This window comes from Micromonospora zhanjiangensis (assembly GCF_042650605.1).
Taxonomy (GTDB): domain Bacteria; phylum Actinomycetota; class Actinomycetes; order Mycobacteriales; family Micromonosporaceae; genus Micromonospora_J; species Micromonospora_J zhanjiangensis.
Genome location: NZ_JBHSBN010000008.1, coordinates 138,078 through 159,827, shown reverse-complemented (window position 1 = coordinate 159,827; position 21,750 = coordinate 138,078). Strand labels below are relative to the sequence as shown.

Annotated in this window: 21 protein-coding genes; 7 read left to right on the top strand and 14 right to left on the bottom strand. The window is 73.5% G+C overall.

Going from position 1 to position 21,750, the window contains the following annotated elements; all coding sequences use genetic code 11:
- Positions 1-68: 68 nt before the first annotated feature.
- Both ACFOX0_RS14505 and ACFOX0_RS14500 read right to left on the bottom strand, forming a co-directional pair.
- Positions 69-1,523: an MFS transporter gene (locus ACFOX0_RS14505; protein WP_377545713.1), complete on the bottom strand. Its 1,455-nt coding sequence runs from the start codon at positions 1,521-1,523 to the stop codon at positions 69-71.
- Positions 1,524-1,667: 144 nt separating this feature from the next.
- A complete protein-coding gene (locus ACFOX0_RS14500; RefSeq protein WP_377545711.1) occupies positions 1,668-2,207 on the bottom strand; it encodes a VOC family protein in 540 nt (179 codons plus the stop codon).
- Between the two features lie 182 nt (positions 2,208-2,389).
- Here ACFOX0_RS14500 and trpB point away from each other — a divergent pair, with 182 nt between their 5' ends.
- From trpB to ACFOX0_RS14485, 3 genes are read left to right on the top strand one after another with little or no spacing between them, the layout of a single operon-like run.
- A complete protein-coding gene (gene trpB, locus ACFOX0_RS14495; protein ID WP_377545709.1) occupies positions 2,390-3,535 on the top strand; it encodes a tryptophan synthase subunit beta in 1,146 nt (381 codons plus the stop codon).
- Complete coding sequence (gene trpA / locus ACFOX0_RS14490) at positions 3,532-4,389, top strand: tryptophan synthase subunit alpha (RefSeq protein ID WP_377545707.1); 858 nt, start codon at positions 3,532-3,534, stop codon at positions 4,387-4,389. The genes trpB and trpA overlap by 4 nt, the downstream gene beginning before the upstream one ends.
- The gene (locus ACFOX0_RS14485; RefSeq protein WP_377545705.1) at positions 4,310-5,050 is read left to right on the top strand and encodes a GntR family transcriptional regulator; all 741 of its coding nucleotides are present in this window, start codon (positions 4,310-4,312) and stop codon (positions 5,048-5,050) included. The genes trpA and ACFOX0_RS14485 overlap by 80 nt, the downstream gene beginning before the upstream one ends.
- A gap of 205 nt (positions 5,051-5,255) precedes the next feature.
- Here the strand turns inward: ACFOX0_RS14485 and ACFOX0_RS14480 are convergent, their stop codons facing one another.
- The 3 genes from ACFOX0_RS14480 to ACFOX0_RS14470 are packed head-to-tail and all read right to left on the bottom strand — an operon-like array spanning position 5,256 to position 7,264.
- Positions 5,256-5,807, bottom strand: coding sequence for an alpha/beta hydrolase (locus ACFOX0_RS14480; protein ID WP_377545703.1), 552 nt, complete (start codon positions 5,805-5,807; stop codon positions 5,256-5,258).
- Between the two features lie 29 nt (positions 5,808-5,836).
- Positions 5,837-6,088 carry a ribbon-helix-helix domain-containing protein gene (locus tag ACFOX0_RS14475; RefSeq protein WP_377545701.1) on the bottom strand — a complete coding sequence of 84 codons (252 nt, stop codon included), beginning with the start codon at positions 6,086-6,088 and terminating at the stop codon, positions 5,837-5,839.
- Between the two features lie 21 nt (positions 6,089-6,109).
- A complete protein-coding gene (locus ACFOX0_RS14470; RefSeq protein WP_377545699.1) occupies positions 6,110-7,264 on the bottom strand; it encodes an epoxide hydrolase family protein in 1,155 nt (384 codons plus the stop codon).
- Between the two features lie 63 nt (positions 7,265-7,327).
- On the opposite strand from ACFOX0_RS14470, the gene ACFOX0_RS14465 reads away from it, so the two are divergent.
- Together ACFOX0_RS14465 and ACFOX0_RS14460 are read left to right on the top strand one after the other, a co-directional pair.
- On the top strand, positions 7,328-8,320 hold the full coding sequence (locus ACFOX0_RS14465) for a helix-turn-helix transcriptional regulator (protein ID WP_377545697.1): 993 nt from the start codon (positions 7,328-7,330) through the stop codon (positions 8,318-8,320).
- A 12-nt stretch (positions 8,321-8,332) separates the two neighbouring features.
- Positions 8,333-8,779, top strand: a complete 447-nt coding sequence (locus tag ACFOX0_RS14460) for a DUF488 domain-containing protein (protein WP_377545695.1) — start codon at positions 8,333-8,335, stop codon at positions 8,777-8,779.
- Here the strand turns inward: ACFOX0_RS14460 and ACFOX0_RS14455 are convergent.
- Both ACFOX0_RS14455 and ACFOX0_RS14450 read right to left on the bottom strand, forming a co-directional pair.
- Positions 8,776-9,606 carry a hypothetical protein gene (locus ACFOX0_RS14455; RefSeq protein WP_377545932.1) on the bottom strand — a complete coding sequence of 277 codons (831 nt, stop codon included), beginning with the start codon at positions 9,604-9,606 and terminating at the stop codon, positions 8,776-8,778. The two genes, ACFOX0_RS14460 and ACFOX0_RS14455, sit on opposite strands and share 4 nt — an antisense overlap.
- Before the next feature lie 106 nt (positions 9,607-9,712).
- On the bottom strand, positions 9,713-10,234 hold the full coding sequence (locus ACFOX0_RS14450) for a DinB family protein (protein ID WP_377545693.1): 522 nt from the start codon (positions 10,232-10,234) through the stop codon (positions 9,713-9,715).
- A gap of 115 nt (positions 10,235-10,349) precedes the next feature.
- Here ACFOX0_RS14450 and ACFOX0_RS14445 point away from each other — a divergent pair, with 115 nt between their 5' ends.
- Positions 10,350-10,889 (top strand): RNA 2'-phosphotransferase, encoded by a 540-nt coding sequence (locus ACFOX0_RS14445; RefSeq protein WP_377545691.1) that lies wholly within the window; start codon positions 10,350-10,352, stop codon positions 10,887-10,889.
- A gap of 5 nt (positions 10,890-10,894) precedes the next feature.
- Here ACFOX0_RS14445 and ACFOX0_RS14440 read toward each other — a convergent pair whose 3' ends face one another.
- The 5 genes from ACFOX0_RS14440 to ACFOX0_RS14420 form a co-directional block, all read right to left on the bottom strand.
- Positions 10,895-12,022 carry a GNAT family N-acetyltransferase gene (locus ACFOX0_RS14440; RefSeq protein WP_377545690.1) on the bottom strand — a complete coding sequence of 376 codons (1,128 nt, stop codon included), beginning with the start codon at positions 12,020-12,022 and terminating at the stop codon, positions 10,895-10,897.
- A gap of 13 nt (positions 12,023-12,035) precedes the next feature.
- Positions 12,036-13,721, bottom strand: coding sequence for an ABC transporter ATP-binding protein (locus ACFOX0_RS14435; protein ID WP_377545930.1), 1,686 nt, complete (start codon positions 13,719-13,721; stop codon positions 12,036-12,038).
- Between the two features lie 41 nt (positions 13,722-13,762).
- Positions 13,763-15,487: an ABC transporter transmembrane domain-containing protein gene (locus ACFOX0_RS14430; protein ID WP_377545928.1), complete on the bottom strand. Its 1,725-nt coding sequence runs from the start codon at positions 15,485-15,487 to the stop codon at positions 13,763-13,765.
- Positions 15,488-15,661: 174 nt separating this feature from the next.
- A complete protein-coding gene (locus ACFOX0_RS14425; protein ID WP_377545688.1) occupies positions 15,662-17,644 on the bottom strand; it encodes a GTP-binding protein in 1,983 nt (660 codons plus the stop codon).
- Positions 17,645-17,839: 195 nt separating this feature from the next.
- Positions 17,840-18,316: a hypothetical protein gene (locus tag ACFOX0_RS14420; RefSeq protein ID WP_377545686.1), complete on the bottom strand. Its 477-nt coding sequence runs from the start codon at positions 18,314-18,316 to the stop codon at positions 17,840-17,842.
- A 163-nt stretch (positions 18,317-18,479) separates the two neighbouring features.
- Between ACFOX0_RS14420 and ACFOX0_RS14415 the strand changes: the two genes are divergently transcribed.
- Positions 18,480-19,073, top strand: a complete 594-nt coding sequence (locus ACFOX0_RS14415) for a hypothetical protein (protein WP_377545684.1) — start codon at positions 18,480-18,482, stop codon at positions 19,071-19,073.
- Positions 19,074-19,082: 9 nt separating this feature from the next.
- On the opposite strand, the gene ACFOX0_RS14410 is transcribed toward ACFOX0_RS14415, so the two are convergent.
- Together ACFOX0_RS14410 and ACFOX0_RS14405 are read right to left on the bottom strand one after the other, a co-directional pair.
- Complete coding sequence (locus ACFOX0_RS14410) at positions 19,083-20,786, bottom strand: hypothetical protein (protein WP_377545682.1); 1,704 nt, start codon at positions 20,784-20,786, stop codon at positions 19,083-19,085.
- Positions 20,783-21,664, bottom strand: coding sequence for an ABC transporter ATP-binding protein (locus ACFOX0_RS14405; RefSeq protein WP_377545680.1), 882 nt, complete (start codon positions 21,662-21,664; stop codon positions 20,783-20,785). Before ACFOX0_RS14405 ends, ACFOX0_RS14410 begins: the two co-directional genes overlap by 4 nt.
- Positions 21,665-21,750 lie beyond the last annotated feature (86 nt).

Sequence of the window (21,750 nt, the reverse complement as noted above, 5' to 3'; positions counted from 1 at the left end):
GGCCGTTGAGCGCCCGGGCGCTGAGCCCTCGGACGCTGAGCCCGGCGACCGCTCCCGGTGCGACGCCGTCAGGACCGGACGCCGACGCCGCCCCGGTCGACCTCCTCGAACAGGGTGGCCGCCCGCCGGGCGGTGCCGAGCGCCCAGCGTCCGGTGCTGACCAGCCCGAACCCGACGACGCCCGCACCCAGCCCGAACACCAGCCACCACACGCCGCGCGTCGCGCCGACGGCCGCCGTCCCGTCGCCGACCAGGGCCGAGCCGACGATGGTTCCGGAGATGGCCACCCCGAGGGTGGTGCCGGTCTGCCGACCCACGGAGGCCACCGAGGCGGCCACCCCGGCCATCGAGCGCGGCATCCCGGCCACCGCCGTGTTGGTGATGGGCGGGTTGACCGTGCCGAGGCAGAGGCCGAACAACAGGTACGTCCCGACGACCGCCGGCAGCGGGGTGGCCGGCCCGACGAACAGCAGGGCCAGCCCGCCCAGCGCCAGCGCGGTCCCGGCGACCACCAGCGGCAGGCGGGACCCGCGGGTGCCGATCAGCCGCCCGGTGATCGGCGAGCAGACCACCACGAGTACGCCCACCGGGAGCAGGCACAGCCCGGCGGCCAGCGCCGACAGGCCGCGGACCTGTTGGAGGTACTGGGTGGTCACGAACAGGAACGCGGCGAACCCGCACAGGGCGCACAACGCCGTCAGGATCGCCGCACCGAACGGCACGCTGCGGAACAGCCGCAACTCCAGCAGCGGATCGGCCCGGCGCGGCTCGTAGCCCAGCAGACCCAGCACCCCCAGTACGGCGACGGCGAGCAGCCCGAGGATGACCGGCGACGTCCAACCCAGCGTCCGGGACTCGATGATCGCGTAGACGACGCTGCCCAGCACCAGGACCATCAGGGTTTGGCCCACCGGGTCGAACCGGCGGGCCCGGGCGGCCCGGGACTCGGGCACGAACAGCGCGGTGCACCCGATCGCGGCGACCACGATCGGCACGTTGACCCAGAAGACGGCGTGCCAGCCGAACCCGTCGACCAGGGCACCGCCGAGGACCGGCCCCAACGCCAGCGACAGGCCGGACACCGAGCCGAACACACCGATGGCCTTGGCCCGCTCGGCCGGTTCGGGGAACGTGGTGGCGACGATCGCCATCGCCACCGGGTTGAGCATGGTGCCACCGACGGCCTGCACCGATCGCGCCGCGACCAGCAGGCCGACGCTGGACGCGAGAGCGCACAGCAGCGAGCCCAGCCCGAACACGGCCAGCCCGATCTGGAACACCCGCCGCCGACCGAACCGGTCGGCGGTGGACCCCGCCAGCACCAGGAAACTCGCCAGCACCAGCGTGTACGCGTCGACCGTCCACTGCAGGCCGGACGTCGAGGCGTCCAGGTCACGGCGGATGGCCGGCAGCGCGACGTTGACGATGGAGATGTCCATCACCACCACGGTGATGCTGGCGCAGCAGATCGCCAGCACCAGGTACCGGCGCCGTCGGCTGAGCCCGGTCGGTTCGCTGTCCACGATCTGAACGCTAGGAGTTCGACCCCACTCGAAGTCAAAACCTATTGCCAGGTGGCCGTGTCGGGGTCGATGTCGTGGGCGCAGGCCGTCACCCCCAGCCGGGTCGAGACCTGACCGACGGTCAGACCGTCGGCGTCCGGGGCGTCACGCATGCCTCTCATTGAACCTGCCGCCACCGGAGGCGGGTGCGGTGATCCCACCGGCCGCCAGGTATCGCGCCTCCGCACTGTCCGGATCGAGCGGCTTTCCCGCGGTGAACACGACCCGCGCCTTCTCGGGCGTGATCACCTCGACGTCACGGGTGTTCCACGGGGTGTCCCGCGGCCCGTCGACCGAGTCCGGGTCCACCGCGCGACAGGCCTCGGCGACGGCATCGACCTGGTTCAGCACGCACGCGAAGCTGACGCTCGCCGCCGGCGCCTGCTCCGGCACGCTCGCCGCCGAGACGAGGAGCACGTCCTGGAACGCCCACCGGCGCAAATGCACCAGCCGGCCGGGGATGCCGAACAACTCGAAGAAGCCGAGCCCGCGGGTCCAGAAGTCCACCGACTCCGCCAGGTCACGCGTCGGGATCGTCACGAACATGGGCATGCCGTAGATGCCCCGGAACGGTTCCGGCGCCACCGCGTCCGGACCGGGAACGGGTACGGGGCTCATCTCGAAGGCGTTGTACTGATCGCTCATGCGGCAACCCTCCTGCCTGACGCTACGTCAGGGTCAAGCCGGTTGCGGGCGGAGAGCCAGGCGAGCATCGACTCGTACGGGTCGCCGCGCGGGGATAGCGGCAATGTCCCCGACATTGTCGGATCGCGGTGGACACAGCGCGGCAAGTGTTCTATAACTCTTGCATGAGTTCTAGAGGTGTTATGGGTGTGGTTGGAACGAGTGGGCGGTTCGGGGCGTACGGGGGGCGGTTCGTGCCGGAGTCGCTGGTCGCGGCCTGCGACGAGCTGGCGGCGGCGTTCGCCGAGGCGTGGTCGGACCCGGCGTTCCGGGCCGAGCTGACCGACCTGCTGGTCCGGCACGTCGGCCGCCCCACGCCCGTCTCGCCCACCCCGCGCCTGAGCGCCGAGCTGGGCCTGACCCTGCTGCTCAAGCGCGAGGACCTGACCCACACCGGCTCCCACAAGATCAACAATGTCTTCGGCCAGGCGCTGCTGGCCCGCCGGATGGGCAAGCGCCGACTGCTCGCCGAGACCGGCGCCGGGATGCACGGCGTCGCCACCGCCACGGCCGGCGCGCAGCTCGGCATGCCGGTCACCGTGTTCATGGGCGAGCGGGACATGGAACGCCAAGCGCACAACGTCTTCCGGATGCGGCTGCTCGGCGCCGAGGTGGTGCCGGTGCGCTCGGGCACCCGGACCCTCAAGGACGCCACCAGCGAGGCCATGCGGCACTGGGTGGGTGCCGTGGCCGACACCCACTACTGCCTCGGTTCGGTGCTCGGCCCGCACCCGTACCCGTGGCTGGTGCGCGAGCTGCAACGGGTGATCGGCACCGAGGCCCGCGGCCAGCTCGACACGGTCCCGGACGTCGTCGTCGCCTGCGTCGGCGGCGGGTCCAACGCGGCCGGCACCTTCGCCGGTTTCGTGGACACGCCGGCCCGCCTGGTCGGCGTCGAGGCCGAGGGCGGCGCGGGCGTCTCGGGCGGCGAGCCGGGGGTGCTGCACGGCGCCCGGTCGCTGTTCCTCCAGGACCGGCACGGCCAGATCCGCGAGGCCCACTCGGTCGCCGCCGGCCTGGACTACCCGGGCGTCGGGCCGGAACACGCCCACCTGCGCGACCTCGGCCGCGCCGAGTACACGACGGCCGGCGACGACGAGGCGATCGCCGCCGCCGCGCGGCTGGCCCACGCCGAGGGCATCATCCCGGCGATCGAGTCGTCGCACGCGCTCGCCTGGGTGATCCGGGCCGCCGGCACCCCGGCGCTGCCGGCCGGCTCGACCGTGCTGCTCACCCTCTCCGGCCGGGGCGACAAGGACATCACCACCCTGATGGAGCGACTGTCATGACCCTCGAACAACACCTCCGCGACCGCCGGGCCGCGGGCCGCAAGCTGCTCATGCCGTACGTGACCGGCGGCATCACCCCGGACTGGACCGACCAGCTGCGCGCCTACGCCGACGCGGGCGCCGACCTGATCGAGGTGGGACTGCCGTTCTCCGACCCGACGGTGGACGGCGCGACCATCCAACGCGCCTCGGACGTCGCGTTGGCCCGGGGCGCCACCCCCGACGGGCTGCTCGACGAGTTGTCCCGGGTGGACGTCGGGGTACCGCTGGTGCTCAGCACGTACAGCAATCTGGCCCTGCGTACCGCGGAGTTCTGCCGGTCGGCGGCGGCCGCCGGGACCGCCGGCCTGATCGTGCCGGACCTGCCGGTCGAGGAGGCCGCCGGGCTCGCGGCAGCCGCGGCGGCGGCCGGGCTCGACCTGGCGCTGCTGGCCTCCCCCGCCACGCCGTCGCCCCGGTTGCGCACCGTCGCCACCGCGAGCCGGGGTTTCGTGTACGCGGTGTCGCTGATGGGCACGACCGGGGAGCGCATGGCGCTGGCCGGCTCCGCCGCCGCCCTGGCCACCCGGCTGCGCGAGGTCACCGACCGGCCGGTGCTGCTGGGCTTCGGCATCTCCACCCCCGCGCACGCCGCCGAGGCCGCCCGGTACGCCGACGGCGTCGTCGTCGGCGCCGCGCTGATGCGGCAGGTGCTCGACGGCGCGGACGCGGCGCGCGTGGGAGCCTTCGTCGGGACGCTACGCTCGGCGCTGGACACGGAGCACGGTGGTGGCAATGGCAGCGACGGCGCGATACCGCGCGATCGCCGAGGACCTGGCGGCGAAGATCCACGCGGGCGCGTACGCGCCGGGTGACCCGCTGCCCCCGCAGCGGGACCTGAGCGCCGCCTACGGCGTCACCCTGATGACGCTGCGGCAGGCGCTGCGGGAGCTGAGCGACCAGGGGTTGATCGTCCAGCAGCACGGCCGGGGCACGTTCGTGACCCCGGCCCCGGTGCCCTACCGGCTCGGCTCGCTGCGCAGCTTCACCGACGACCTGCGCGACCAGGGCTACGACGTCCGTACCGAGGTCGTCTCCCGGTCGCTGCGCCGGCTGCCGGCCCGGATCGCGGCGCTGCTGCACCGCCAGCCGACCGACCAGGGCCTGCGCCTGGAACGGGTCCGCGCGTTCGCCGGCCGCCGCGCGGTGCACCAGGTCTCCTGGGTACGCCGGCCGTACGCGGACCGGATGACCCAGGTCGACTTCGGCACGACGTCGCTGTACGCCGCGCTGGCCGCCGCCGACGGGGTGCCCGCGCGGGCCGGCGAGACGGTCGGCGTCGGCCTGCTGGACGCCGCCTCGGCGGCCCACCTGGACGAGCCGGTCGGCAGCCCGGTCCTGATCAGCGAACGGGTCACCACGACCCGGGACGGCGCACCCGTCATCGTCGACCGGGCGGTCATCCTCGGCGGGATGATGCGGATCGCCACCGACCGCGCCGCCGACGCCCTCTCCCTGCGCTGGACCACCCCCTGAGCCCGCACGCCCCGGTCACTCCGTAACCGGTCGGTGAGCAGATCACGCCCTCACCGTCCGGCCGTCCGGCGGCGGCACCTTCAGCGCCCCCTGCCCGACCGCGGCGAACACGTTCGCAGTCTTGGACAGGTTCTGTTCGCGGCGAAACAAAATCTGTCCAAGACTGACTGCGGTTGCGCCGGAGAGCGGCTGCGGTGCGAGTGGACTAGCTGGCGGCAGGGGCGTCGGGCCAGTTGATGTCGTCGAGGAAGCGGTCGACGGCGACCACTACCCGGCCCAGCACCGCGACCGACTCGGTCAACGGCCCGGGCACGTACATCCCGTGGTCCGCGCCGGGCACCTCGAACACGTGCGGGGTCAGCTCGCGGGCCAGGACGCCGTCCCAGAGTCCGTCCCCCGTGCCGCCCACCAGCAGGAACGGCGCGCTGGCCCGGCGCAGCGCCGCCACCACCCAGGACCGGGTGAGCAGCGGCGTGAGCCAGACCGCGGGAAGCTGTCGCTCGACGGCCAGCCGCGCCGCGTTGCTGCCGAACGACTTGCCGATCAGCAGCGGCCGGCCGTCGAGGGAGTCGAGCAGCGGGGTCAAGTCGGCGCAGACGATCTCCTCGGCGTCCGGGGTGTCCGAGAAGGGCGCGCGCGGCGACCACTCGTGCCGGTGCACCGTCGCGCCACGGCGCTCGGCCACGTCACCGCCGTACATCAACAGCGGCGTGCCAGGTCCGTACCTTCCGCCGGGGATCACCACCGCGTCAGCCATGGCGCCGACCATAGCGGCAATCAAGCGCTCTACGTCGAAGGTGTCAACAGCCTGTCCGCCGCCACCATCTCCGCGCGGGCGGCGGCGAGTTCGTCAGGGGTGAACGCGCCGTGCTCGGCCTGCCATTCCACGAGCAGGTGCTGGCCGAGGCGGCGGCGCAGTCCCCGCTCGGTGGCGTCGGCCACCAGCCGGGACACCGGCACGCCGTCCTCGGCCGCCACCACGCCGAGCGCCTCGACCAGTTCCTCGGGCAGGGCGACGGTCAGCCTCCTGGTAGCCATCCGAACACCCTACGGGGTCACTCAGTCGAGGTCGGCGAAGAACTCGCGCAGGTCCGCGACCACCAGGTCCGGGTCGGTGGTGTACGCGAAGTGCCCGCCCCGGTCGAACTCGGTGTACCGGACGATGGCGTTGGCCCGCTCGGCGAACGTCCGTACCGTCCGGAAGTCCTGCGGGAAGACGGCGACCGCGGTCGGCACCCGGTTCGGCAGGTCCCGGTAGCCGGCCCCGCTGTGCGCGTCCTCGTAGTAGTGCCGGGCGCTGCAGACGCCGGTCCGGGTGAACCAGTAGAGGCTCACGTGGGTCAGGAAGGTGTCGACGTCGAGGTGGTCGGCGTACTCGCCCCAGCCGGTCCACAGTTCGGCGTTCCAGGCCAGCTGGCCGGCCGGCGAGTCGGTCAGCCCGTACCCCAGGGTCTGCGGCCGGGTCTGCTGGATCTTCTGGTAGCCGGCCTTGCTCTGGAAGTCGGCGGTCGTCCCGGTGAGGCTGGCCCGGTCCGCGTCGGAGATCCGGGCCAGCTCCTTCGCCGCCTCGTCCGGGTCGCCGGACGGGAACGCGAAGATCTGCAACAGGTGTACGCCGATCAGCCCGTCCGGCGCGAGGATGCCGAGTTCCCGGCCGACCAGGGCACCGGCGTCGCCGCCGGCCGCACCCCAGCGGTCGTAGCCCAGGGCGGTCATCAGGGTGGCGAACGCCCGCGCCATCCGGGCGCTGTCCCAGCCGGGCTCGGCCTGCGGGCTGGAGAAGCCGTACCCGACCAGCGACGGCACCACCACGTGGAAGGCGCGGGACGGGTCACCGCCGTGCGCCCGCGGGTCGGTCAGCGGGCCGATCATCCCGAGGAACTCCAGCACCGAGCCCGGCCAGCCGTGCAGCAGCAGCAACGGCGTGGCGCCCGGCTCGGCCGACCGGACGTGCAGGAAGTGGATGGTCTGCCCGTCGACCGTGGTGGTGAACTGCGGAAACTCGTTGAGCCGGGCCTCGTGGACCCGCCAGTCGTACCCGTCCCGCCAGCGGTCGACCAGCCGGCGCACCACGTCGAGCGGCATGCCGTGGTCCGCCCCGGTCCCGGGCACCTCGCTGGGCCACCGGGTGGCGGCCAGCCGCCGGGCGAGGTCGTCCAGGTCCGCCTGCGGGATGTCGATCCGGAACGGGCTGATCTGCGGTTCGTTCGTCATGCCGACAACGCTACGGACCCTTCCGGTCAGCTTCTGTCCGGAAGTGCTGACAGACTTCCGCCCATGTGGGAGACCTCGGCCCGGCTGCTGAAGCTGCTGTCCCTGTTGCAGGCCCGCCGCGACTGGTCCGGCGCCGACCTGGCCGACCGCCTGGCGGTCAGCGAACGTACCGTGCGGCGCGACGTCGAACGGCTGCGCGATCTCGGCTACCCGGTGCACGCCAGCCGGGGCACCGACGGCGGCTACCGGTTGGGCGCCGGCGCGGCCATGCCGCCGCTGCTGCTGGACGACGACGAGGCGGTCGCCGTCGTGGTCGGGCTCCGCACGGCGGCGCGCGGTCCGGTCGCCGGCATCGAGGAGGCATCGGTACGCGCGCTGGCCAAGCTGGAACAGGTCCTGCCGGCCCGGCTGCGCCGCCGGGTGTCCGCGGTGGCCGACTACACGGTGCCGATCCCGCCGGACACCCCGGCACCCGCGATCGACCCGGCGACGCTCACCACGCTCGCCGCCGCCTGCCGCGACCACGAGAGGTTACGCTTCGACTACCGCTCCCACGACGGTACGGCGACCATCCGTACGGTCGAACCGCACCGCCTGGTGACCTGGGGCCGTAGGTGGTACCTGGTCGCCTGGGACGTCGAACGCGACGACTGGCGCACCTTCCGGGTCGACCGGGTCGAGCCACGGATCCCGACCGGTCCCCGGTTCACGCCCCGCGAGCTGCCCGGCGACGGCGACCTCGCCGGGTACGTGGCGCGCGGCGTGTCGGGCGCCGGCTTCCGGTTCCGGGCCCGGGTCACCGTGCACGCCCCGGCGGACGTGATCGCCGCCCGGGTCAACCCGGCCGTCGGCGTCGTCGAGGCCGTGGACGAGCGGACCTGCGTACTGTCCTGCGGCGCCGACAGCGTGGACACCCTCGCCGTCTACCTCGGCCTGCTCGACGCCGACTTCGACGTCACCGGCCCACCCGAGCTGGTCGCCCGCCTCGACCTCCTGGCCACCCGCTACCACCGCGCCCACACGGGGGTTCCGCTTCGCGATCAGCCGAGGACGTGACAGGGTAGGACGATGACGGTCCAGCAGCGCGTCCAGACGTCCGGCGTCCTCGGTATCGGGTATGAGGGCCGTGACATCGACGGCTTCGTGGACGAGTTGCTCGCCCAGGACGTGACCCGACTGGTTGACGTTCGACTGACGCCCATCTCGCGTAAGCGCGGCTTCAGCAAGACCGCACTCGGTCAGGCCCTGCGGGACGCCGGGATCGCGTACCAGCACTGTCCGCAACTGGGCAACCCGAAGGACAATCGGGCCGGTTTCGCCGGAACCCCGCTGGAGCGGGAGCGCGCCCGAAGCATCTTCGCCGCGCGACTCCGCCACCCGGACGCGACCCGTTGCCTGGCGGAGGTCGCCCGAGCAGCCGCGAGCGAACGGATCGCGCTGCTGTGCTTCGAGGCGGACCAGGAACGTTGCCACCGGGACGTGGTCATTGCGGAATTGGCCGCCCAGGCGCGCTAACCCTTTGGGTAGTACACGCCCAACACGCTGAAGACGTGGGCCCGCTTGGCCTGGTTGCCGACGTAGAAAGCCACGTCCCGGGACGGATCACACATCAACCGGACGAACTTGTCCTCCAACTGCCTGCGGATCTCGCCGTCGGTGAGGTGCCGGAGGCGCCGCTGCAGAGCGACGAATTCCCAGTCGATCAAGCCTTGCTGGTGTCCGTTGCACATCTGGTCATGGCACCGGTACCGGTAGGCGGCCTTGAATCGAGGTGCCGCCAAGGGAGTGCGGTCCTGCCCGCTGAAGAGGTCGAGCTGGCTGACGTACGCGTCGATTCTCCGCTGCTCATCCGGTGTCCAGCCCGGATGAGGCTTGATGGTCAATCCCCCGACCTCACGAGGCCGGACGAGGCTCAGCGACTTGGCGTTGGCATCAATCCGCGCGTCCTGGTTGAGTCGACACATCGAGTCCTCGACGTACTGGTCCAACCAGGCGCGCCGATGCTTCCACGGTTCGAGGTGGCGGAGTCTGACCATGGACGTCATGCGGGGGCGCCAGCTCTCCCGTCTCTGGTCCTGCCTCGCGGGGGTCGCGTCGACCGAGATGACGTCGTACTTCCTGAAGTTCTCGTCGCTACTGAGTTCGCGGAAGTTGATCGGGTACAGCCGCACCCACCCGGGTCGCCGTAGGTCGGTACTCACGCCCGCCACGCAGACGGTCTCGCCGTATTTCTCGGACGGGTTCGGGGCCGCCTTCACCGTGACAAGCACTTCCAGCCGGACTACCTGATCGCTCGCCGGTTTCGGGGCGGGTTCGCGCTCCGGCGGCCCGAACAGATCCATCTGCGTCACGCACACCCCCAGCAGATATGCGACTCCGGGTAGTCGTAAAGCTACCCTCAGAGATGTCAGGGTGACACAGTGGATGGTCCGTCGCTACCCCCGCCGGTCAGACCGCGCCGGTCGAGCCGTCGGTCAGTTCGCGGAGGATGTCGGCGTGGCCGACGTGCCGGGCGGTCTCCTCGATCATGTGCACCAGGATCCAGCGCAGCGAGACCTCACCGAGCTGCGGTTGCGGCACCACGTGGTCGAGGTCGAACCGGGCGGCCAACTCCCGGGACCGGGCGCACGCCCGCTCGTACGCGGTGGCCAGCTCCGCCACCGTGTCCCCGTCGGCCAGCGCGAAGCTGGCCTCGGCATCCTCCTCGGAGGTGACGAAGACCTCGCCCGGTCCGGGGTCGAGAAGGGCGTGGAACCAGTTCCACTCGATCAGTGTGAGGTGCTTGACCAGGCCGGCCAGCGTGGTCGACGACGGCACCAGCCGGCGGGCCGCGTCCACCTCGGACAGTCCGCGCACCTTGCGCAGCACCATCGAGCGGTGGAAGTCGAGGAAGGCTTCCAGGACGGCCCGTTCGTCCCCGGTACGGGCGATCACCGGTGCGAGCGTGGGATCGATCTCGATTTCCGCCATTCCCAAACCCTAGCCGGGCCGGGTGCTCGCCCACGGTCCCGTTCGCCCACGGCGGATCCGGGACGCACGGGTAATGGGATCGCCGCCGGTCCGGCAGGCGGTCACAATGCTGGTGATGAATGACAGTTCCATGATCAAGTTGAGTAAGCGGATGTCGCTGGCGTTGCGGCACGCGCCGGACCGGTTCGGGCTGGTGCTGGACCGGGCCGGCTGGGTGCCGGTGGACGAGTTCCTCACCGCCCTGCGGATCGACCGGCCCACCCTCGAGGCCGTGGTGGTCGGCAACGACAAGCAGCGGTTCGCCGTCGAGCGCGGCCCGGACGGCGTCGAGCGGATCCGGGCCAGCCAGGGCCACTCGGTCCCGGTCGACCTCGGACTGACGGCGCAGGATCCCCCGTCGCTGCTCTACCACGGCACCAGCCGCACCGCCGCCGAGGCGATCCGGCGGGTCGGCATCGAGCGCGGCAGGCGGCACCACGTACACCTGTCGGTCGACGTCGAGACCGCCCGGCGGGTGGGCGCCCGCCGGAGTGCTCCCGTAGTGGTGCTCGCCGTCGACGCGACGGCGATGGCCAACCAGGGCCACGCCTTCTACCGCAGCGCCAACGGCGTCTGGCTCACCGCCGCCGTCCCGCCGGAATTCCTGCTGCCCTGAAGCCGCTACGCCGGGACGATCGGTTTGCGCATGCGGATCAGCGGGACGGGGGTGCCGCCGGTGGCGTCCTCGACGTGCTCGACCGGTACGAAGCCGGCGGCCTCGTACAACGGGCGGCCGGAGAGCGTGGCCATGAGTTCCAGCGTGGTGAAGCCCTCGGCCGCCGCGGCGGCCTCGCAGCGGGCCAGGATCAGCCGGCCCACGCCCCGGCGGGTGGCTTCCGGATGGGTGTACATCGCCCGTACCTTGGCCGGGTCGGTCGCCGGGTCCAGCCGGGCGGGGTCCCGGCCGGGCGAGTGATCACCGCCGTAGAGGGTGGCCCGGCGGCTCCACCCGCCGCAGCCGACGATCCGACCGGCCGACTCGACCACGTAGTACGTCCCGTCGTCGATCAGCTGCGTGTCGACACCCATGATGGTCCGGCTCGACGCGATCTGCGCCTCGTCGAGGAAACCCCGCTGCAGCTCCCCGATGGCCGCGTCGATCAACGCCAGCAGGACCGGCAGGTCGGCGTGCGTCGCGAGTCGACTCGTCAGCTGCTGGCGCGCCCGCCACTCGGGCGCGGTCATCGCGTACACGAGTTCTTCCTTCCATTCGCCCTTGAACAGCATGTTGCCCCGCAGATGCCCCTCGAGGCGCATGCCGAGCCGTTCCATCAGCCGGGCCGACGGGCGGTTGCGGGCGTTGCACCGGCCCACGATCCGGTGCAGGCCGAAGTGTTCGAAGCCGAGCCTGAGGATCGCCGTGGCCGCCTCGGTGGCCAGCCCCCGGCCGTGGAACTCGGGGTTGAACGCGAAACCGATCTCACCCTGCCGGTGTTCCTGGCTGCACCAGACCAGTTCCACGTGCCCGACCATCCGGTCGACCTGCGGCCAGACCACGGCGAGGCAGAGGCAGTCGCCCTCCTCGACGAGTTGGTCCTCGACGACCATCCCCGCCACCGCCGTCGCGGACTCGTGGCGTTCCCGCGCCTCCCACGGCATGAACCGGGCGACCTCCGGGTGCCGCTGGTACGCCCAGACGTCGTCCACGTCCGACGGCGCGACCGGCCGCAGGACCAGCCGCCGGGTGACGATCGGGTACGCCACCAGCGGAACCGGCGGCACGTCGGCGTCGGGACCCGGTGCGGACACGATGGCGTTCCTCTCAGTTGTGCCAGGAGTGCCAGAGCGCGGCGTAGGCACCGCCGGCCCGGACGAGTTCGTGGTGGCTGCCGAGCTCGCTGATCCGGCCGTCGGCCAGCACGGCGACCCGGTCGGCGTCGTGCGCGGTGTTCAGCCGGTGCGCGATCGCGATGACGGTCCGACCGGTCAGCACCGCGGCCAACGCCCGTTCGGTACGCCGGGCGGTGGTCGGGTCCAGCGCGGCCGTCGCCTCGTCCAGGATCAGGGTGTGCGGGTCGGCGAGCACCAGCCGGGCCAGCGCCAACTGCTGCGCCTCGGCCGCCTCCAACTGCCGGGCCCCGTCGCCGAGTTCCGTGTCGAGCCCGGCCGGTAGCTCGTCGTACCAGTCGGCGCCGACGGCGACCAGCGCGGACCGCATCCGCTCGTCGGTGGCGTCCGGCGCGGCGAACGCCAGGTTGTCCCGCAGCGTGCCGATGAAGACGTGGTGTTCCTGGGTGATCAGGGCGATCCGGCGGCGGCGCTCGGCCGGGTCGAGGTCGGTCACCGGGCAGTCGCCGATCCGGACGCTGCCGTGCTGCGGGGCGTCGATGCCGGCCAGCAACCGGGCCAGGGTGGACTTGCCGGCGCCGGACGGCCCGACGATGGCCAACCGCTCACCCGGCCGGACGGTCAGGTCGATGCCGTGCAGCACGTCGCGCCCGTCCGCGTACGCGAACCGGGCGCCCCGGACGACCAGCGGCGCACCGGCCGGCGCGCTCGCCCGGCCGGGCGGTTCCGGCGGTACCTGCCCGACGCCGAGCACCCGGGCGAACGAGGCGAAGCCGCGCTGGGCCTGCTCGGTCCACTGGAGGATGCGGTCCAGCGGTTCGATGGCCTGCTGGAGGTAGAGCGCGGCGGCCACCACCGCGCCGAGCGACACCCGCCCGCTGGTCAGGAAGAAGCCGCCGACCAGCAGCACCGCGGCGACCGGCAACGCGTAGCTGGCCTCCACGACGGAGTAGAACCCGGTCCGCAGGGCGAGGGTGGCCCGTCGGGTGGACCAGACCCGGGCGACCCGGGTCGTACCGTGGGTGATCCGCTCCCGCGCCAGCCGCAGCGCCTCCACCGTCCGGGCGCCTTCGGCGGTGGTGGTCAACGTCTCGGTCAGTTCGGCGGTGGCGGCGCCCTCGGCCAGGTAGGCGGGGCTGGCCCGGCGCAGGTACCAGCGGGTGATCGCCCAGATCGACGGCAGGCCGACCAGCGCGACCAGGCCGAGCAGCGGGTGCAACAGGAAGATCGCGCCGAACAGTAGGACCAGTTGCGCGGACGCGATGGCCATGGTCGGTACCACGTCGCGGACCGTGGTGCCGACCGTCGACACGTCGACCGAGCTGCGGGTGGCGAGGTCCCCGGCGCCGGCCCGCTCGACCACCGAGACCGGCAGGGCCAGGGTGCGGTCGACGAACTCCTCGCGCAGCCGCGCGACGGCCCGCTCGCCGAACCGGTGGCCGGCGTACTGGGCGTACCGGGACAGCAGCGCCTGCACCAGCACGCAGCCGGCGATGGTCAGCGCCAGCCGGTCCACGACGCCGACGCCCGCGCCCGCGGCGACCTGGTCCACGATCCGGCCCAGCAACCACGGCGCGGCCAGCCCGGCGACCGCGGCGGCGGCGTGCAGCGCCACCACCAGCAGGACCGCCCGCCGCTCCCGGCCGAGCAGGTCCCGCATGGCCCGGCGGACGGCCGGCCGGTCGGCCACCGGCAGCCGGCTCACCGCAACGCTCCCTCGGTCCCGGCGGTCCCCCGGTGGTCGAGGTCACCGCCGTCCCCGTCGAGGTCGTCGCCGCCGTCCCGGGACACCAGGTATCGGTAACCGGGCGTCGACCGCAGCAGGTCGAGGTGCGGGCCGGTGGCGGCGATCCGGTCGCCGGTCAGGTACGCCACCGTGTCGGCGTGCCCGAGCAGCAACGGTGAGGCGGTGAGCACGACGGTGGTCCGGCCGGCCCGGGCGGCGCGCAGCCGCTCGGCGATCCGGGCCTCGGTGTGCGCGTCCACCGCCGACGTCGGTTCCACCAGGATCAGCACCTCCGGCTCGGCCAGCAGCGCCCGCGCCAGTCGTACCCGTTGCCGTTGCCCGCCGGAGAGCGTGCGGGCCCGGTTGTCGAGCACGGTGTCCAGGCCGTCGGGCAGCGCGTCGGCCACGTCCTGCGCCGACGCGGTGCGCAACCCGGCCCGCAGCCGTTCGTCCGAATCGGTTCCGCCGGTCCAGGCGCGCAGGATGTCGCGCAGGGTGCCGGCGAACAGGTACGAGTCGTGGTCGGCGACCAGGATCCGGGCCCGGACCCGGTCCAGCGGGATCGCGGTGATCGGCACGCCGCCCCAGGTGGTGTCGCTGACCACGTACCGGCCGAGCCGGTCGGCCAGGGCCAGCGCGGCCGCCGGATCGTCGGCCGCGACCGCGGTCAGCCGGCCCGCGCGGACGGTGAGACCGGTGACCGGGTCGTGCAGCTCCGCCGGCTCGGCCGGCGCGGACCGCGGCGACCGGGTCCCCGGTACGGCCGGCACCCCGGCCGGGTCCGGCGGGTGCCCGACGTGGTCCGGGGTGAGGTTCAGCAGGGCCACGATCCGGCGGGCGGCGACCCGGCCGCGGATCACCCCGTAACTGCCTTCGAGCAGGAAGAGAACCGGCACGATCAGGGTCGCCACGTAGCCGTAGACGGCGACCAGCTGACCGATGGTGATCTCACCGGTCACCGCCATCCGGGCCGCCAGCCAGACCACGGCGGCGAGGAACAACCCGGGAATGGCGACCGAGAACGCCTCGACCCAACTGTTGACCGCGCCGACCCGGTACCCCTCGGCGAGCAGCCGCTGGGACCGGTCGGTGTACCGGCGGGCGAACAGGTCCCGCCCGCCGACCCCGGCCAGCACCCGCAACCCGGCCACGATGTCGTTGGCCCGGCTGGTGAGCAGCCCCTGCTGCTGCCGGTAGACCGACTCGGCCCGTTCCAGCCGACGCAGCAGCGGGCCGATGACCAACGCGATCGCCGGCACGCCGAGCAGGATGCAGAGCGCCAGGAACGGCGAGATCGACCAGAGCACGACGGCGATCACCGCGTACGCGATCACCGCGCCGACGCCCGGGCCGGTCATGGTCAACACGTGCGAGGTGTAGCCGATGTCGGAGCCGCCGACGGTGGCGACCTCCCCGGCGGCGAGCCGGCGGGGCAGCACCGCGCCGATGCCGGCGAGCTTGCGCAGCAGCACCTCGGCCGACCGGGCGGTGGCGTCCTCGCGGACCATCGTCATCGTCCGGTGCCGCATGGTGCCCAGGAACGCCAGCACCATCCCGGCGACGACGATCGCCGCGACCCAGAGCAGCAGGGCCCGGGTGTCGTGCCCGCGCAGGCCGTCGTCGACGGCCCGGGAGATCAGGTACGGCCGGACCGACAACCCGATCATCCACGTCGTCCCGATCACGCTGCCCCGCAACACCCGCCAGGGCTGGCTGCGGACCAGCCACCACACGTACCGCAGAGGTCCCCGGGTGTCCGGGACGCCGGGATCGGGGTGGGGAATCGTCGGCGGCACCGACCCAACCTATCGAGCCCGACCGCGGCGGACCCACCCGTTTTCCCCGGCAGACGGGCGGGGCCGGCCGTGCCGTCGTCACGGTCCCGCGGTGGTGAGGCTGCGGTCGGACAGGAACCGCAGGTACTCCCCCTCGTCGAGCGGGTTGCCGTCGGTGCGGGCCCGGGTCGGGGCGGGACCGCGGACCGGCCGGTCCGGGCCGGGCCGGGACCACATCGCGCCCTCGCCGTGGGTCAGGCCGGGCAGGGCCGTGGTGAACTCCTGCACCAACCGGGCCGGCAGCTCACCGGTGACCGACCAGGAGTCGCCCCGGGCCACCGGGCCGGCCAGGTCGGCGCCCAGCGTGCCGAGCAGCCCGAGGACGGCGCTCAACGCCTCCGCCGGGAACTCCACCTCCAGCGCGTGGCACGGCTCGTACACCCGGGTGCCGGCGGCCGTCAGGGCCCGCATCAGCACCAGCGGGGTGAGGTTCCGGAAGTCGGCGGCGGTACTGAGCGGGGCGCAGAAGCCGACCCGGTGCAGGGTGACCACGCAGTCGGTCACCTGCCAGCCGTGCAGCCCTTGCTGGAGGGTCTGTCCGACGGTCTCCTCGATCGCCCGGTGGAAGGCGCGGGGCACCAGCCCCGGCTCGACACCGAGCCGGTAGTGGACACCGGAACCGGTCGGACCGGGTTCGACCCGCAGGCCGATGGTCGCCCAGAACAGGTTCGACCCGTGCCGGTCGATCTCGGAAATGGCTTCGCCGGCCCGGACCGGCCGTTCGAAGTAGACCGGGCGGACCGGCTCGAAGACCGCGGCCACCCCGTACTCGCGGCGCAGCCGGGCCTCGATGACCTCCCGCTGCACGGCGCCGTACAGCAGGACCGAGGTGGCCCCGCCCGCGGCCGGCCGGGTACGGATCAGCGGGTCCTCGTCGGCCAGGCTGGTCAACGCGGCGTGCAGCCGCGCCTGGGCGCCGGGTTCCCGGGGCCGGACGACGGTCTCCAGGCTGGGCGGGGCGAAGTGCGCCGGCGTCGCCCCGGCGGCCCGCTCCCCGAGCCGGTCGCCGACCCGGATCCGGGCCAGCCCGCGCAGCCGGCCGATCTGCCCGGCGACGAGCGCCCGGCGGCCCGGTTCGGCGCCGACCACCGCCAGGCCGGTGATCCGGCCGGGGTGGCTGCCGGTCCCGCCGTCGGGTTCCGGACGGTGGAACACGACGCGTTGCCGTTCGCGCAGTTCCCCGGCGAACAACCGCAGGTAGGCGGTCTTCTCCCCGCCCGGGCCACGCTCGACCGCGAACACGGTGCCGGTCGGTTCGGCGCGGCGGTCACCGGACGCGGGTGGCAGGAAGGTGGCGATGCCGCGGGTCAGGTCGTCGACACCCTGGCCGCTGCGCGCCGACCCGAAGTACACCGGGTGCAGCACGCCGGTGGCGGTCAGCCGGGCGATCCGCCGTTCCAGGTCGGCCCGCCCGGGCAGCGAACCGGCGACGAACCGGGCCAGCAGCGCGTCGTCGTGGTCGGCCAGGATCTCGGTGGTACGGGCCCGGAACTGCGCCTCGTCCGGCGCGACGGTCTCGGCGTCGGCGGTGCCCGGGGCCCGTACGGCGGTCATCGGCACCACGTGCGGCACGAGCTTGCGCCGGATGTCGGCGAGCAGCGTGTCGTACCGGGCACCCATCCGGTCGATCTTGTTGACGAAGACGATGGTGGGCAGGCCCAGCCGGCGCAGCGAGCGCATCAGCACCCGGGTCTGCGCCTGCACGCCCTCGACGGCGGACACCACCAGCACCGCGCCGTCGAGCACCGACAGCGCCCGCTCGACCTCGGCGATGAAGTCGGGGTGGCCGGGGGTGTCGACCAGGTTGACCTGGAGATCGTCGAGGGCGAACGCGGCCACCGCCGAACGGATCGTGATGCCGCGTTCGCGTTCCAGGTCACCCCGGTCGGTCTGGGTGTCGCCGGCGTCGACGCTGCCGAGCCGGTCGATGACGCCGTGGTCGTACAGCAGCCGCTCGGTCAGGCTGGTCTTACCTGCGTCGATGTGAGCCAGGATGCCAAGGTTCAACGTTCGTTCGGGCACGCGGGTCCTCGGAGGATGGGAGACGGGACGGAAGCTGGTTGACTCCGAGGTGCCGGCGCATCTCTCTCGTCCTTCCGTCCGTCGTCATCTGGACCTACCTGTGCCGTCGTCCACGCTACTGCCGACGACCGGGGTGGCAACCGATTTACCGGCCGGCCCGCGCCGGTCGGGCCGGCCCGCGCCGGTCGGGTCGGCTCAGCCCGATCCGCCGGAGGCGACCGCCGCGAAGAAGGCGATCCGCGCGTTGCGTCCCTTGCGGTGCAGCACCACGAAGCAGGCGGCGAGCACCACCGGAACCGGCCACGGACCGACGACGTCGACCGCCGCGCCGCCCCGGAACGCCCGGGCCTGGACCGTGACGTGCCCGGCCGGGCCGGTCAGCCGCCCGTCGTACCGGAGGAACGCCCGCCCGAAATCCCACCGGACCGGATCGTCGGAGCCGGCCAGCCGCGCCCAGGGCGGGTCGAACTCGACCGCGACGTCGCCGCCGGGTCCGGCCGTCGCCCGGCGGCCCTGGCGGTCGCGGACCCGCGCCACCCAGACCCCCTCGGGGGTACGCAGTTGCGCCGAGCGCAACCCGCGTCCGCCGTCGAGCCGGCCGAGTTCCCGGTCGGCGCCGTCCTTCAACACCCAGTTGTGCCGGCCGGTGCGGTACAGGGTCAACGCGGTCATCGGTACGTCCTCTCGGCTGACTGGCGGGGGCTCGTCACCGGAAGGTTAGGCAGCCGGACCGGGCCGGTTCGTCGGTCCGGGGACGGGTCTTCGGCGCCGGGGCTCGGCCGCGGGACGGAGGACCGCTTGCGCGCTGGCCAGCGTCGTGCTGGTCGGTCTGTCCATGGTGGAGGATTCCGGCCACCCGGTCGACCAGTCGCTCGTCCGGCTCCTGATCGCCGCGACCGTGCTGCCGGTCGGCGTGACCGCCGGGTGGCTGGCCCACCGGATCGGGCAGACCGGCCGGATCGCCGCGCCCGGCCTGGTCGCACCGGCCACGTCGGCGCTCGGGGTCGGGGTTCTCGCCGGCCTGCCGTACGTGGGCGAGTCCCTCGGCAAGGCGACCTCCGCCACGCTGGTGGCGGTGGCCTGCTGGGGCGCCGCGACGGTGGCGCTGGCCACCGGCTGCCGTGCCCTGGTCCGACGGGGGCGGACCCGTACGGCCATGGCCGCGCTGGTGCTCGGCGGGCTCGCGGTGGTCGAACTGGCCTGCGCGGTCTACCTGTCGGTCGCGCCGGTCGGGACCGGCACCTCGGTGACCGCCACGCTGGGTGCCTACCCGGCGCTGCTGGTCGGCGCCGGCACCGATGTGCTCGGCGACCGGGCCGGCGAGCTGACGGAGACCCTCAAGATTCTGCCCCAGCTTCTCACCGTCTGCACGGCGTTCGCGCTCGTCCTCGCCGCGACCGGCACGCCCGAGGCGGCCGACCGACCGTGATCGTTGTCCTCAGCGGCGGGCGTGCCGGAGCGCGGTGACGGCGAAGGCGACCGCCAGGAGGGCGAGCGTCGCCGCGCCGACCGGCAGCGGGCCCGGCCCCGCCGGTACGCCGTCCACCCGCAGCGCGCCGATGAAGTCGAGCGACCGGATGTCGTTGGCCACCGCGTACCACAGTGGCAGGTAGAGCACCTGAAACAGCCGGGCGGTACGGCTCAGCACGCCGGCGGCCAGCGCCAGCGCCGGCACGAACAGGGTCCCGGCCAGCCAGGCGGCAAGACCCGTCCCGTCCAGTGTGCCCAACATCCGTACCGCCGGTCCCAGGCCGACCAGGGCCAGCAGCAGCACGCCGGCCGCCCACTGCGCGAACAGCCGCCCAGGTACCGCCGGGAAGGCCCCGAGCAGGGTGTCCACCCGGTGCTCGACCTGCTGGGTGCCGAGCCGGGCGAGCGCCAGGATCGGCCAGATCGCGGTGCCCAGCAGCAGCGGCCCGGCGGCCACCCGGTGCGGCACGACCAGGCCGAGCACGAGCAGCAGCGCGACGCCGAGCCACCACCAGACCGACAGCCCCTTCACCAGCACCCGCAGTTCACCGGCGACCAACCGGCCGAGCGCGCCGCCGTACCGGGGCGCGGTCGTCACCCGCGGCACCCGCCAGTCGACCCCCGCCGGCTCCGCGTCCACCACGACCCCGCCCGGGTACGCCCCGCCCGTCGCCACGACCCCACCCGGGTACGCCGATCCGGGACCCGCCGCCGGCCACGGCGGACCCGCCACGCCCGGTACCCCGGCCGGCCCGGCGGGCTGCGGCCCGGCGGGCTGCGGACCGGCCGGTGACGGGCCGGGTCCGGACACCCGGCGGGTACGGGCCGGGTCGAAGCGGTCGAACCACAGGGCCGGCAGCACGGCCAGCCCGGCGGCCAGGCCGAGCAGCACCAGCCGTCCGACGACGAAGCCGGCCCCGAAGTCCAGCCCGGAGAAGACGAAGACCCCGGGTGGCCGGTCCAGGTACATCAGGCCGATGCCCAGCTCGCCCGGTCGCAGGTGCTGCGCGGTCAGGTCGGCCGACACCGCCCGCGCGAACACCCCGGTGCCGAGCCCGCCGAACGGCGCCGCCGACGACTGCGCCGCGACCATGCCGACCAGCGCCAGCAGGAACCAGGCGATGTTGCCGAGCCCGCCGCGCAACAGCGGCACCGTCTCGAAGAGCACCGCCACGGCCGCCGTGCCGGCCAACACCGGCAGGGTGAGCAGCAGGTACGGCGACAGCAGCGCCACCGGGTCGACGGTCCGGGACTCACCCCGGGCCAGTTGCATGATCACTGCCGTGACCGCCAGCAGCCCGGCCATCGAGGCCAGCACCAGCAGGTTGCTGAGGAACTTGCCGAGCAGGTAGCCGCTGGTGCGCACCGGCGTGGCGGCCAGCAACTGCCCGACCCCGGTGGCCCGGTCCCGCTGCACCGCCACCCGGATCACATAGAAGCCGCCCAGGCACAGCCACATCGCGCCGGCCAGCGCGGTCACCGCACCGACGTAGTCGCTGTCGTACCGGCCGCGGACCTCGCCCAGGCTGACGATCGTCCAGCGCGCGTCCGCGGCGGGCACGGCCAGGTAACCCACCAGCACCGCGGTCGCCAGGATCACCAGGTACGCGGGCCGGCGTACCCGTTCCCGGAAGTCGGCCACGGCGAGCGCGCCGAGCACGGCCGGCCTCACCGCGCCACCGCCAGCGGCGACCCGGTGACCACCGCGAGGTACGCGTCCTCCAGGTCCGGCGGCGCCGGGCTGGCCCCCGGGCCCGGCGACGCCGCTGCCAGCACCCGGACCCGCACCCCGGCGGCGGTGCGGACCATCCGGCTGACCACGTGCCGGGCCTGCACCCGGGGTACGTCCGCCGGCGCGACCAGCAGTTCCCACACCCGCCCGTCGACGGCCCGGAGCAGCTCGTCCGGGCTGCCCCGGCGCAGCAGCCGACCACCGGCCACGATCGCGATGTCGGCGGCCACCGACTCGATGTCCGACACGATGTGGGTGGACAGCAGCACCACCCGCTCGGCGGCCAGGTCGCTGAGCAGGTTGCGGAACCGCACCCGTTCCTGCGGGTCGAGCCCGGCGGTGGGCTCGTCGACGATCAGCACCCGCGGGTCGGCCAGCAGCGTCTGCGCGATGCCGACCCGACGCAGCATGCCGCCCGAGTAGCCGCCCAGCGGGCGGCGGGCCGCCTCGGTCAGGTTGACCAGTTCCAGCAGTTCGTCGATCCGACGCCGGGCCGAACGTGCGGACAGGCCCTTGACCGCGGCCAGGTAGGACAGGAACTCCCGGGCGGTGAGCTGCGGGTAGACCCCGAAGTCCTGCGGCAGGTAGCCGAGCGCCCGGCGCAACGGGTCGGGCCGGGTCACCGCGTCCGCGCCATCGAACAGCACCCGACCACCCGTGGGCCGGGTGACCGTGGCGGCGATCCGCATCAGTGACGACTTGCCGGCGCCGTTCGGGCCGAGCAGGCCGATCAGTCCGGGGCCCAGTCGCAGCGTCACGCCGTCGACGGCGCGCTTGCCACCGGAGTACACCTTGGTCACGTCGATCAGTTCGAGCATCAGCCGGCCTCCCCCACCGCGGATCCGTCTCCCGCGAGTTGACCCGTCCAGCAGACCAGCCGGCGGGGTGGCCCGGCACTGACACT

Bases quoted from the DNA above. Each gene is read 5' to 3' on its own strand.
- ACFOX0_RS14500 (WP_377545711.1), bottom strand. From the start codon at position 2,207: ATGAGCGATCAGTACAACGCCTTCGAGATGAGCCCCGTACCCGTTCCC.
- trpB (WP_377545709.1), top strand. From the start codon at position 2,390: ATGGGTGTGGTTGGAACGAGTGGGCGGTTCGGGGCGTACGGGGGGCGG.
- trpA (WP_377545707.1), top strand. From the start codon at position 3,532: ATGACCCTCGAACAACACCTCCGCGACCGCCGGGCCGCGGGCCGCAAG.
- ACFOX0_RS14485 (WP_377545705.1), top strand. From the start codon at position 4,310: ATGGCAGCGACGGCGCGATACCGCGCGATCGCCGAGGACCTGGCGGCG.
- ACFOX0_RS14480 (WP_377545703.1), bottom strand. From the start codon at position 5,807: ATGGCTGACGCGGTGGTGATCCCCGGCGGAAGGTACGGACCTGGCACG.
- ACFOX0_RS14475 (WP_377545701.1), bottom strand. From the start codon at position 6,088: ATGGCTACCAGGAGGCTGACCGTCGCCCTGCCCGAGGAACTGGTCGAG.
- ACFOX0_RS14470 (WP_377545699.1), bottom strand. From the start codon at position 7,264: ATGACGAACGAACCGCAGATCAGCCCGTTCCGGATCGACATCCCGCAG.
- ACFOX0_RS14465 (WP_377545697.1), top strand. From the start codon at position 7,328: ATGTGGGAGACCTCGGCCCGGCTGCTGAAGCTGCTGTCCCTGTTGCAG.
- ACFOX0_RS14460 (WP_377545695.1), top strand. From the start codon at position 8,333: ATGACGGTCCAGCAGCGCGTCCAGACGTCCGGCGTCCTCGGTATCGGG.
- ACFOX0_RS14455 (WP_377545932.1), bottom strand. From the start codon at position 9,606: ATGGATCTGTTCGGGCCGCCGGAGCGCGAACCCGCCCCGAAACCGGCG.
- ACFOX0_RS14450 (WP_377545693.1), bottom strand. From the start codon at position 10,234: ATGGCGGAAATCGAGATCGATCCCACGCTCGCACCGGTGATCGCCCGT.
- ACFOX0_RS14445 (WP_377545691.1), top strand. From the start codon at position 10,350: ATGAATGACAGTTCCATGATCAAGTTGAGTAAGCGGATGTCGCTGGCG.
- ACFOX0_RS14435 (WP_377545930.1), bottom strand. From the start codon at position 13,721: ATGCGGGACCTGCTCGGCCGGGAGCGGCGGGCGGTCCTGCTGGTGGTG.
- ACFOX0_RS14420 (WP_377545686.1), bottom strand. From the start codon at position 18,316: ATGACCGCGTTGACCCTGTACCGCACCGGCCGGCACAACTGGGTGTTG.
- ACFOX0_RS14415 (WP_377545684.1), top strand. From the start codon at position 18,480: ATGGTGGAGGATTCCGGCCACCCGGTCGACCAGTCGCTCGTCCGGCTC.
- ACFOX0_RS14405 (WP_377545680.1), bottom strand. From the start codon at position 21,664: ATGCTCGAACTGATCGACGTGACCAAGGTGTACTCCGGTGGCAAGCGC.